Source organism: Bacillus sp. FSL M8-0277 (genome assembly GCF_037975305.1).
Taxonomy (GTDB): domain Bacteria; phylum Bacillota; class Bacilli; order Bacillales; family Bacillaceae; genus Bacillus; species Bacillus pumilus.
Genome location: NZ_CP150255.1, coordinates 2,546,000 through 2,557,576, shown reverse-complemented (window position 1 = coordinate 2,557,576; position 11,577 = coordinate 2,546,000). Strand labels below are relative to the sequence as shown.

General features: G+C 42.5%; 10 protein-coding genes. 8 read left to right on the top strand and 2 right to left on the bottom strand.

Annotation, left to right across the window (positions count from 1 at the left end; genetic code table 11):
* Positions 1-20: 20 nt before the first annotated feature.
* Positions 21-242 (bottom strand): small acid-soluble spore protein SspI, encoded by a 222-nt coding sequence (gene sspI, locus MKZ05_RS12880; protein ID WP_003216243.1) that lies wholly within the window; start codon positions 240-242, stop codon positions 21-23.
* 113 nt (positions 243-355) lie between these two features.
* On the opposite strand from sspI, the gene MKZ05_RS12875 reads away from it, so the two are divergent.
* The 3 genes from MKZ05_RS12875 (at position 356) to pheT (ending at position 4,941) form a co-directional block, all read left to right on the top strand.
* Positions 356-1,099 (top strand): RNA methyltransferase, encoded by a 744-nt coding sequence (locus tag MKZ05_RS12875; protein ID WP_339160330.1) that lies wholly within the window; start codon positions 356-358, stop codon positions 1,097-1,099.
* A 377-nt stretch (positions 1,100-1,476) separates the two neighbouring features.
* On the top strand, positions 1,477-2,511 hold the full coding sequence (pheS, locus tag MKZ05_RS12870; protein ID WP_050943608.1) for a phenylalanine--tRNA ligase subunit alpha: 1,035 nt from the start codon (positions 1,477-1,479) through the stop codon (positions 2,509-2,511).
* Positions 2,512-2,526: 15 nt separating this feature from the next.
* Positions 2,527-4,941: a phenylalanine--tRNA ligase subunit beta gene (pheT, locus tag MKZ05_RS12865; protein WP_339160329.1), complete on the top strand. Its 2,415-nt coding sequence runs from the start codon at positions 2,527-2,529 to the stop codon at positions 4,939-4,941.
* Positions 4,942-4,979: 38 nt separating this feature from the next.
* Here pheT and rnhC read toward each other — a convergent pair whose 3' ends face one another.
* Positions 4,980-5,903, bottom strand: a complete 924-nt coding sequence (gene rnhC / locus MKZ05_RS12860) for a ribonuclease HIII (protein WP_339160328.1) — start codon at positions 5,901-5,903, stop codon at positions 4,980-4,982.
* 134 nt (positions 5,904-6,037) lie between these two features.
* Here rnhC and zapA point away from each other — a divergent pair, with 134 nt between their 5' ends.
* From zapA to MKZ05_RS12835, 5 genes are all read left to right on the top strand, one after another.
* Positions 6,038-6,304 carry a cell division protein ZapA gene (gene zapA, locus MKZ05_RS12855; RefSeq protein ID WP_044139945.1) on the top strand — a complete coding sequence of 89 codons (267 nt, stop codon included), beginning with the start codon at positions 6,038-6,040 and terminating at the stop codon, positions 6,302-6,304.
* A gap of 7 nt (positions 6,305-6,311) precedes the next feature.
* Entirely contained in the window at positions 6,312-6,845 is a 534-nt protein-coding gene (locus MKZ05_RS12850; RefSeq protein ID WP_003216761.1) for a CvpA family protein, read from the top strand.
* Between the two features lie 114 nt (positions 6,846-6,959).
* Complete coding sequence (polX, locus tag MKZ05_RS12845) at positions 6,960-8,672, top strand: DNA polymerase/3'-5' exonuclease PolX (protein ID WP_339160327.1); 1,713 nt, start codon at positions 6,960-6,962, stop codon at positions 8,670-8,672.
* Between the two features lie 21 nt (positions 8,673-8,693).
* Positions 8,694-11,051: an endonuclease MutS2 gene (locus MKZ05_RS12840; protein ID WP_309217196.1), complete on the top strand. Its 2,358-nt coding sequence runs from the start codon at positions 8,694-8,696 to the stop codon at positions 11,049-11,051.
* A gap of 14 nt (positions 11,052-11,065) precedes the next feature.
* Complete coding sequence (locus MKZ05_RS12835; protein ID WP_008345990.1) at positions 11,066-11,470, top strand: DUF350 domain-containing protein; 405 nt, start codon at positions 11,066-11,068, stop codon at positions 11,468-11,470.
* The last annotated feature ends 107 nt before the right edge of the window (positions 11,471-11,577 follow it).

Here is an 11,577-nt window from a genome sequence, read left to right as displayed (position 1 = left end):
GATAAGCAAACCGGCTTCTTTTATTGCTGCTGATGAGGCTTTAAGCCTTGCTCTAATGTTTCAAGAATCTCGTTTTTCTCGTTTTCTGATGCTTCTTGCCATAGCACTTCGAACAACACGCCAAGGCCTGGCAGCATTTTTTCCTCACCGCTTTGAATGGCATCTAAAATCGTATGCTCAAGCTGCTCTTGATTATGGCCAGTGATGTTTTGAATGACTGCGCCTCTTAAATTAAAATCCATTGCCCACACTCCTTTTTTGATGGTAATAGCCCTATTCTGTCTCAAAGACAGGTTTATTATGTAGTGTGCATGAGATATAATAAATTCATGATATTTAAAGGAGTTAAAGTCGCTTGAAATATATAGAATCAGCTAAAAACACAAACATTAAACAGTGGAAAAAGCTCCATACGAAAAAAGAACGAACGAAAACGGGGCTGTTTCTTGTGGAGGGAATCCACTTAGTGGAAGAAGCATTGAAGAGCGGAGTTGTGAAAGAATTAATGGTCACATCGCCTGATAAGCTTCCTTCTCATATTGATCCGGACATTGAACTTTATGAACTGAGCGAGGAAGCCTTTTCTGCCATGACCGAAACGGAAACGCCTCAGCACATCGCGGCAGTTTGTACAGTTCCTGTATTTGAAGAAAAGAAGTATGAACGACTTCTTCTATTAGATGCAGTGCAGGACCCAGGGAATCTAGGCACACTCATTCGGACAGCAGATGCCGCTGGACTTGATGCTGTGATCTTAGGCGATGGAACAGTGGATGCGTTTAACGGAAAAACGCTCCGTTCCGCACAAGGGTCACATTTCCACCTGCCCATTTTAAAGCAAAGCCTTCAGCAGACCATACCAGCATGTAAGGAGCAAGGCATTCCTGTATACGGAAGTGCTCTAAACAATGCGAAAGCGTATAGAAGCGTAACGGCAGAAGGTTCGTTTGCATTAATTGTGGGCAATGAAGGCGCGGGTATAAACCCAGAGATTCTGCAAATGACAGACCATAATTTATATGTGCCAATGTATGGACAGGCAGAATCATTAAATGTGGCTGTTGCAGCAGCTGTTCTTGTCTATCATTTGCGTGGATAGTGTTGCAACATGCGCTTATTTTCACTATAATGAAACTAATATTTTAAAAACCATGATAGAGGAAGATTGTTTCAAGGAGCGGCCTTATAGGGAGAATGCATCGTAGACTGAAAGTGCATTTAAGGAATGCTGAAACAGGAATTCACCTCTGGAGTTGTCACCGGGACCGCAAGCTTTGCGTAAAGGTGAACCGGATTCGTTTGATTCCGTTATGTCAATGAAGCTTATTCGCACATGTATTTGTGCTTAACAAGGGTGGTACCGCGACCACAACTCGTCCCTTCTTTTCTAGAGGAGACGGGTTTTTTTATTGTCTTCAAACGATCAAACAGCCGTTTATCCAGACGGTTTTGTATATCAAAAGGAGGATTACACTCATGCAAGAAACGTTAAAACAGCTTGAATTAGAAGCGATAGCGAAGGTTGAAGCAGCTAGCTCGCTCAAAGAAGTCAATGACATTCGTGTTCAATATTTAGGGAAAAAAGGGCCGATCACAGAGGTGCTTCGCGGAATGGGCAAGCTCTCCGCAGAAGAAAGACCAAAAATGGGCGCACTCGCAAACGAAGTGAGAGAGCAGATTGCTGGTGCTATTGCTGAAAAAAATGAACAGCTAGAAAAAGAAGAAGTGAAGAAGAAACTTGCGTCACAAACGATCGATGTTACATTGCCAGCAAGTCCAATCAAAATGGGGGCAAGACATCCATTAACGATTGTTGTCGAAGATATTGAAGATTTATTTATTGGTATGGGCTATACCGTTGAGGAAGGTCCTGAGGTAGAAACGGATTATTATAACTTTGAAGCGCTGAATCTTCCAAAGGAGCATCCGGCACGTGATATGCAGGACAGCTTCTATATTACCGAGGATACACTGCTTAGAACACAAACGTCACCAGTTCAAGCACGTACACTCGAAAAATATAAAGGACAAGGTCCTGTGAAGATCATCTGCCCTGGAAAAGTATATAGACGTGATAGTGATGACGCGACTCATTCACATCAATTTATGCAGATTGAAGGGCTTGTTGTCGATCACAATATTAGTATGAGTGATTTAAAAGGTACGCTTGAGACAGTCGCAAGAAAAATGTTTGGTGAAGATCGTGAAATTAGACTGCGTCCAAGCTTTTTCCCATTCACAGAACCATCTGTCGAAGTGGATGTGTCTTGCTTTAAATGCGGAGGAAAAGGCTGTTCTGTATGTAAAGGAACAGGCTGGATTGAGATTTTAGGAGCTGGGATGGTTCATCCAAATGTCCTGAAAATGAGCGGATTTGATCCAGAAACTTACCAAGGCTTTGCTTTTGGAATGGGTGTTGAACGGATTGCGATGCTCAAATACGGCATTGATGATATTCGCCATTTCTACACAAATGATATTAGATTCACAAAGCAATTCAAGCAGGACTAAGAGGAGGAAATCAACATGTTTGTTTCATATAAATGGTTAGAAGACTATGTCGATTTAGAAGGCATTCAGCCGGATGAATTAGCAGAAAAAATCACAAGAAGCGGAATTGAAGTGGAAGCCGTTGAATATAAAGGCGAAGGCATTAAAGGAGTTGTCGTTGGACACGTCGTGGAGCGAGAACAGCACCCAAATGCCGACAAATTAAACAAATGTCTCGTAGATATCGGAGAAGACGAACCGGTTCAAATTATTTGCGGAGCTCCGAATGTGGATAAAGGACAATATGTGGCTGTCGCAACGGTTGGCGCAGTCCTTCCTGGGAATTTTAAAATTAAAAAAGCAAAGCTGCGCGGCGAAGAGTCTCATGGCATGATTTGTTCTCTGCAAGAATTAGGTGTAGAAAGCAAACTCGTACCAAAGGAATATGCAGAAGGTATTTTTGTTTTCCCAAATGACGTCAAGCCCGGAGATGATGCCCTTCAGGCACTTCAATTAGACGATGCGGTACTTGAGCTTGGCTTAACGCCAAACCGTGCGGATGCCCTGAATATGCTAGGTGTCGCCTATGAGGTTGCAGCCATTTTAGGGAAGGATATCAAACTTCCTGATACAGCACATGACACGTCTTCAGAAAAAGCAGCAGACTATATTTCAGTGAAAATTGAGGATCAAGAAGCGAATCCACTTTATGCTGCGAAGATCATTAAACATGTAAAGATTGGACCAGCACCGCTTTGGATTCAAACAAGATTGATGAATGCAGGCATTCGCCCAATTAACAACGTCGTCGATATTACGAACTTTGTACTGCTTGAATACGGTCAGCCGCTTCATGCATTTGATTATGACCGCTTTGGTTCAAAGCAAGTGGTCGTACGTAAAGCGACTGATAGCGAAAGCATTCAAACACTTGATGAGCAAGAGCGTACACTTTCATCAAAGCATCTTGTGATCACTAATGGGACGAAAGCGCACGCTGTCGCAGGCGTCATGGGCGGTCTTGAATCAGAGGTGCGTGATGAAACGACAACAATTCTTTTAGAAGCGGCATATTTCAACGGTCAAACAGTCCGTCAAGCATCTAGAGACTTGGGGCTTCGCAGTGAATCAAGTACACGATTTGAAAAAGGACTTGATCCGCAACGTACGAAATCAGCAGCCGAAAGAGCAGCGCAACTGATCAGTCTCTATGCAGGTGGTGAAGTGCTAAGCGGGACTGTGGAGGAAAACCACCTTGAAACAAGTATGAATGTCATCCAAGTATCTACTGAGCGTGTGAACAAGGTGCTTGGCATGAGCATTTCAAAAGAAGATATGATTCAAATTTTCAACAAATTGGGCTTTACAGTAGGCGAATCAAATGACGTTCTTGTTGTAACGGTTCCTTCTCGTAGAATGGATATCACGATTGAAGAAGACCTCACTGAAGAAGTTGCGAGATTATATGGCTACGATAATATCCCGTCTACACTGCCTGCGACAGCTGGTACAGTTGGCGGTCTCACGCCATATCAAGTGAAGCGCAGAAAGGTGAGACGCTTCTTAGAAGGCGCAGGTCTTTCTCAAGCGATCACGTATTCATTGACAAATCAGCATAAGTCTACAGCTTTTGCATTGAATCCAGCTTATAAAACGAGACTTTCCCTGCCAATGAGTGAAGAACGAAGTGTGCTTAGACAAAGTCTTCTGCCAAACTTACTTGATTCTGTTGCATATAACTTGGCAAGACAAGCTGATTCATTTGGTTTTTATGAAACGGGTTCTGTGTTCTTAGCAGAAGCTGAAGGAGCAAAACCGGTGGAAAAAGAGCATGTCGCTGGTGCGCTGACAGGCTTATGGCATAAAAATATTTGGCAGGGCGAGAAAAAAGCCGTCGATTTTTATGTAGCGAAAGGAATTGCAGAAGGTCTATTTGAAAAGCTTGGTGTATCAGACCAAATCACGTATGTTCAAGCAGAGCGTGAGGGTCTTCACCCAGGTCGTACAGCAGATGTTCATTTAAATGGAAAAGTCATTGGGTTTGTTGCTGCACTTCATCCAGTCGTTGAAAAGGAATTAGATTTAAAAGAAACATATGTCTTCGAGTTTGATTTAACAGATGTGATGACGTCTGAATCGAAGGATATGAAATATACAGCGATTCCGAGATTCCCTGCTGTGACAAGAGATATTGCACTTGTTGTAGATCAGCATATCTCAAGCGGACAGTTGGAGCGGGTCATCTATGAGGCAGGCGGGGATTTACTGACTGATCTATCCGTCTTTGACGTGTATGAAGGTGAACACATGGAAGAAGGCAAAAAATCTGTTGCATTCTCTCTCCAATATTTAAATCCGGAACAAACATTGACAGAGGAAGAAGTCACCGCTGTTCATACAAACGTATTGAAAGCATTAGAAAATACGTATCAAGCCGTCTTGCGCGGTTAAAGAAAAAAGAGCTAAGGCCATATGGGCCTAGCTCTTTTTTATAACCATTTTTTCGCTTTTTGTGTGTTGGCAAAATGCAGCTTTGTAAATTGACGTAAAGCCTCTTCGCCGTGCAGCTTGATGAGCTTTGCAGCCGCCTTGTCCACATGAGGACCGGCTCCTTTTGGAATGTCAAACCCTGCTGCTTTAGATAACTTATCCATTTCAATTAAAAAAGAGTACCTTGCAATAATGGATGCGGCAGCAACTGACAAATGAATGCCTTCTGCTTTTGTGCTAAAGTACGTCCGTTCCCGAATAATTTTTTTTCCAGCAAGATGCTTGAAATAAATACCCGGTTCTGCAAATTGGTCAATTAAAATAGCTTCAGGCTGTTTCCCATCTAATTTCTCCAGCACAGAGGTGATGACTTGGTTATGAAGGAGCGCCTTCATTTTTCCTTGGCTCATGCCCTTTTCCTGCATCGCATTGTACTTTTCATTTCGGAGCACGAGAATGCTGAATGGAATGGTTTTGATGAGATCTTTGGCAATGTTGATAATCTGCGGGTCTTTTAGACCTTTTGAGTCTTTTACGCCAAGCTCTTTCATAAGAGCAAGCTGGCTAGCATCAACATAAGCGGCACAGACCGTCATCGGTCCAAAATAATCACCTGTTCCTACTTCATCTGAACCGATGACGGACATAGAAGCAATCCCTGACGGCGGACTATATTTTGTGACAGTCGGTGCTTTTGTGCTCTTCGTTTCAGCTGCTTTTAAATGGCTGAATTGACTGGCTTCAACTTCTGCTTTTTGTCCTTGAAACAGCACTTTTCCAGATCGATAGGCTGTAATCGTACAGCCAGGAACCTTTGCTTGAAAAAGGGCGCCTGGTGGTAACGTATCAGTTAAGTGGTGCGCATACGCGCTCTTCATTTTTTTAAGGTCTTCTGATGTTGCTTTTAAGACGGATTGGGGCACAGTGGATAACTCCTTTTTACCTTGATATCATTGATTTCTAAAGTGTACCATAACAGGGAAGGGCTCGTCTTTCCATTCAATGTCTAAACATGTTATGATAGAGACTAGGATTCTCGTGGAATGGAGGAGAAACGTTGTCTGACGGCGGTAAAACGAAAACAACAAAAACAACAGTTGAGATTTACGGACAGTCCTTTACGATCATCGGTCAAGAAACGAAGATGCATATGCGACACGTTGCTTCAATTGTTGATGATAAAATGAGAGAAATAAATGAAAAAAACCCATACCTTGATATAAACAAACTAGCTGTACTGACAGCAGTCAATGTCGTCCACGACTACATGAAATTAAAAGAGCAATACGAAAAACTAGAGATTCAGCTTAAAGAAAAGGAATGAAATTACCGTGATCGATATCATCATTTTGTTTTTGCTTCTTATGGGAACGCTTGTCGGTCTAAAACGCGGGTTTATTCTTCAATTTATTAAATTGATCAGCTTTGTTGTTTCTATCTTAGTGGCTTCCATGTTTTATCAGTCACTTGCACCACAGCTTACGTGGATTCCAGCACCTAATTTTAGCGGCGGTCAAGCGCAGCTCGCTTTCTTTAGTGGGAATCTAGAAACAGCTTATTATAATACCATTGCGTTTATCATTCTGTTTATCTTGACCAAAATCCTGCTCGCCATCATTGGCGGATTGCTCACAACCATTGCAAGTATACCTGTGATTAAACAGGTCAACAAACTGCTTGGCGGTGTTTTAGGATTTCTCGAAACCTATCTATTTGTATTTATTCTCTTGTTTGTCGCTGCATTACTTCCAGTCGATGCACTGCAAACAATGTTGAGCAAATCCATATTAGCAGATGCGATCGTAAGCAACACCCCTTATCTGTCCGGTCTTGTTAAAGACTTATGGACGACGTATGGAGTTTAAAAACTTCTCCTTTCTTGGAGAAGTTTTTTCTCATTCCATGACAGAAAGTTGTAGGATGAAGGAAAAGTTTGTATATTTATAAAGGAAGATGCCAAAGTGGCTGGAGGATGAGAGATGAATAAAAAAGATATTATCAAACTTCTTGAAACAATTGCAGTATATATGGAGCTAAAAGGAGATAATCCTTTTAAGATTTCTGCCTTTCGTAAAGCAGCAGCGGCACTGGAACAAGATGACCGCAGCCTTTCTCAAATAGATGATCTACTAGCATTATCCGGCATTGGAAAAGGAACCTTTGCTGTGATCACTGAGTATATCGAAAAAGGACAATCAGAAACACTCGAACAATTAAAAAGGGAAGTGCCTGAAGGACTTGTCCCGCTTTTGAAATTGCCAGGACTCGGCGGCAAAAAGATCGCTAAGCTTTACCAAGAGCTTGGCGTCCATGATGCACAGTCTCTAAAAGAAGCATGCGAAGCGGAAAAGGTACAAGCGCTTGCTGGCTTCGGCAAAAAAACAGAAGAAAAGATTCTCGCAGCTCTTGAGGAAGCAGGAAAGCAGCCGGAACGACTGCCAATTGGCTTTGCATTAGATGTGGCAGAGCGGATTGATTATGCGCTTGAAGAGATGAAAGGTATCATCCGTTTTTCAAGAGCTGGCAGTTTAAGACGTGCACGCGAAACCGTCAAAGATTTAGATTATATCATTGCAACAGACAATCCTGAGCAAGTCAGAGAGCAGCTCGTTGCACTTGATGATGTGAAAGATGTCATCGCAAGCGGTGATACGAAGGTATCTGTTGTGCTTGCCCTTGATTTTGAGATCAGTGTCGACTTCCGGCTTGTGACAGTAGACCAATTCGCAACTACACTGCACCATTTCACTGGCTCAAAAGATCACAATATTCGAATGCGTCAGCTTGCGAAGGAACGCGGAGAGCGCATTAGCGAATATGGTGTGGAAACAATTGAAACTGGAGAAGTAAAAACGTTTGAAGACGAGAGCGCTTTTTATGCACATTTTCAACTTCCGCTCATTCCGCCAGAAATTCGTGAAACCGGAGCGGAGATTGATACGTATAAAGAAAGTATGCAGTTTGTAGAACTGAAAGATATCAAAGGCGACCTACATATGCACTCGACATGGAGTGACGGAGCCTTCTCTATTCGTGAAATGGCGGAAGCATGTATCGCAAAAGGCTATGAATACATGGCGATTACAGATCACTCGCAATATTTAAAAGTAGCCAACGGCTTAACAAAAGAACGTTTGCGTCTGCAAGCAAAAGAAATTGACAAGCTTAATCAGGAATTCGAGCATTTTCACATTTTCAAAGGGGTCGAAATGGATATCCTGCCGGATGGATCGTTAGATTATGATGATGACTTTTTAAAAGACATGGATTTTGTCATTGCGTCTATTCATTCTAGCTTCTCTCAGCCGGAAGAAGTCATTATGGAACGCCTTGAAAATGCCTTGCGTAATCAGCATGTCGATTTAATTGCACATCCAACAGGCCGTTTGATCGGCAGACGGGATGGCTATGCCTTAAATATAGATCAACTCATAGAGCTTGCGAAGAAAACGGGCACTGCACTTGAGCTCAACAGCAATCCGTCAAGACTTGATTTAAAAACAGAGCATTTAATCAAAGCAAATGAAGCGGGTGTGCACATCATGATCAATACAGATGCGCACAACATCGCCATGCTGGAACATATGGAAGTCGGTGTAACAGCTGCAAGAAAGGGCTGGACACCAAAAGCAAATGTCGTGAATACTTTTACTCTAAACGAGATCAAAAAGTTTTTAACGCGTGACAGGTAGTCGTTAGGAGGCTGGACCATGCTGCAACAAAAAGTGTTAGCATCATTAGAATTTCATAAAGTAAAAGAAAAAGTGATGTCCTATACCGCATCCACATTAGGAAAAGAAAGAGCGCAGGATTTAACACCTCTGACGGATATAGAAACCATTCAGCATTTGCTGGAAGAGGTAGCAGAAGCGCAAGATGTGATCCGCTTAAAGGGATCTGCGCCATTTGGCGGGTTAACAGATATTAGACGCGCAGTGAAACGGGCAGAAATCGGCAGTACATTAAGCCCTTCTGAGCTGATGGAAATCGCAGGGCTATTATATGCGGTGAAAAATATGAAGCACTTTCTCACGTCCATGTATGAAGATGGAGTAGATATACCGCGCCTTCATACATATGCTGAGACACTGATATTACTGCCTGAAATCAGAAAAGAAATCGAAAGCTGTATTGGTGATAATGGAGAAGTGCTTGATCATGCAACTCCTGCCCTTCGTTCATTACGCATTCAATTACGCTCACTAGAATCAAAGGTTCGTGATAAATTAGAAGCGATGATTCGTTCACAATCGGCTTCGAAAATGCTGTCAGACACAATTGTCACCATTCGTAATGACCGGTTTGTTATTCCTGTGAAACAAGAGTACCGCTCGAATTACGGTGGAATTGTTCATGACCAGTCTTCATCAGGGGCGACCCTTTTTATTGAGCCGCAAGTGGTCGTGGATGTAAATAACACCTTGCAGCAAACCCGTTTAAAAGAGAAGCAAGAGGTTGAAAAGATTCTGCAAATGCTGACAGAGAGCGTGTCAGAGCACATTGGGGAACTGCTTCACAATGTAAAGGAACTGCAGACGCTAGATTTTATTTTTGCTAAAGCTAAATATGCAAAGACAGAAAAAGCCACAAAACCTGCTGTGAATGATCAAGGAGAAATCTATTTAAAACGAGCAAGACATCCTCTATTGCCCCGGGATCAAGTTGTCGCAAATGATATTGAGCTCGGTAAAGATTTTTCAACGATCGTGATCACTGGACCAAATACAGGGGGAAAGACCGTTACTTTAAAAACGCTAGGTCTTCTGACGCTGATGACACAGGCGGGCCTCCATATTCCAGTTGAAGAAGGCTCTGAAGTGGCTGTGTTCGACCAAGTCTTTGCTGATATTGGAGACGAACAATCCATTGAACAAAGCTTGAGTACGTTCTCATCTCATATGGTCAATATTGTCGATATCTTAAAGCATTTGACTTCAAATTCTCTCGTCTTATTTGATGAATTAGGGGCAGGAACAGACCCAGCTGAAGGTGCGGCACTTGCGATGAGCATATTAGATGAAGTGCATCAAACGAATGCACGTGTCATCGCAACGACTCATTACCCCGAGCTGAAGGCATATGGGTATAACCGGGAAGGCGTCACAAATGCAAGCGTGGAGTTTGATATTGAAACCTTATCTCCAACGTACCGCCTGCTCATCGGTGTGCCTGGACGAAGTAACGCATTTGAAATTTCAAAGCGTCTTGGTTTGCCAGATCACCTTATAGACCGGGCAAAAGCAGATATGCATGCAGAGCATAATGAAGTAGACCAAATGATTGCTTCATTAGAAGATAGCAAGAAACAAGCAGAAGAAGAACTGCATGAGACAGAAGTCTATAGAAAAGAAGCAGAAAAGCTTCATAAAGAATTGCAAAGACAAATTCTTGAATGGAATGAGCAAAAGGACAAACTGCTTGAAGAAGCTGAACAGAAAGCGAAAGAGAAAATTGAACAAGCATCAAAAGAAGCAGAAGATATCATTCAAGAGCTCCGTTCAATAAAAAGTGAGCACCGCTCATTCAAAGAGCATGAACTCATCGATGCGCGAAAGCGTCTTGAAGAAGCTGTTCCTGAGTTTGACAGGAAAAAGAAGCCAGAGCCAGCGAAAAAAGCAGTAAGACAGCTGAAGTCAGGCGACGAAGTCAAAGTGCTTACCTTCGGGCAAAAAGGAACGCTGCTTGAACAAACAGGCGACAAAGAATGGAGTGTCCAAATGGGCATTCTGAAAATGAAGGTAAAAGAAAAAGACATGGAATTTATCAAATCAGCACCTGAATTTAAGCAAGAAAAAGCCATCACGGCAGTCAAAGGGAAAGATTATCATGTCTCGCTGGAACTCGATTTAAGAGGCGAGCGTTATGAAAATGCTTTAAGCAGAGTCGAAAAATATTTAGATGATGCTGTATTAGCTGGTTATCCGCGTGTGTCTATTATTCACGGTAAAGGAACTGGCGCCCTTAGAAAAGGGGTTCAGGAATTATTGAAACAGCATCGAAGTGTGAAAAATGCTCGTTTTGGCGAACAAGGTGAGGGAGGATCAGGCGTCACCATCGTCGAATTAAAGTAAAAAGGAGAAAACGCATGAAAGCCTTTTGGGAAAATGAACTTGTGGAAATTGCCGCCTATTATAGCGTGGCCGTCCTGTGTCTCGTCTTATTTCTAACCATTTTTGAACTCGTCACCTCCTATAAGAATTGGGAAGAGATTCAGCGGGGGAACTTAGCCGTTGCCATGGCAACAGGCGGGAAAATCTTTGGGATTGCGAATGTGTTTCAGCATTCAATCGCTCAGCACAATTCCCTTCTTCAAATGATTGGATGGGGCGTATACGGCTTTGTGATGCTGCTTGTCAGCTATTTCATTTTTGAATTTTTAACACCACGTTTTAAAGTAGACAAAGAGATTGAAAATGATAATAGAGCGGTCGGGTTTATTTCACTCATCATTTCAGTTGGGCTGTCTTACGTAGTAGCAGCCGGCATTTAAGGAGACGACATGGAAAAGCTAGCAAAAGTATTAATCGTAGTTGCCTGCACTTTTGCGGTCATTGGTGCCGTTTATCTGTTCCTGTGAAATGAAAAAAACAGGCGTTA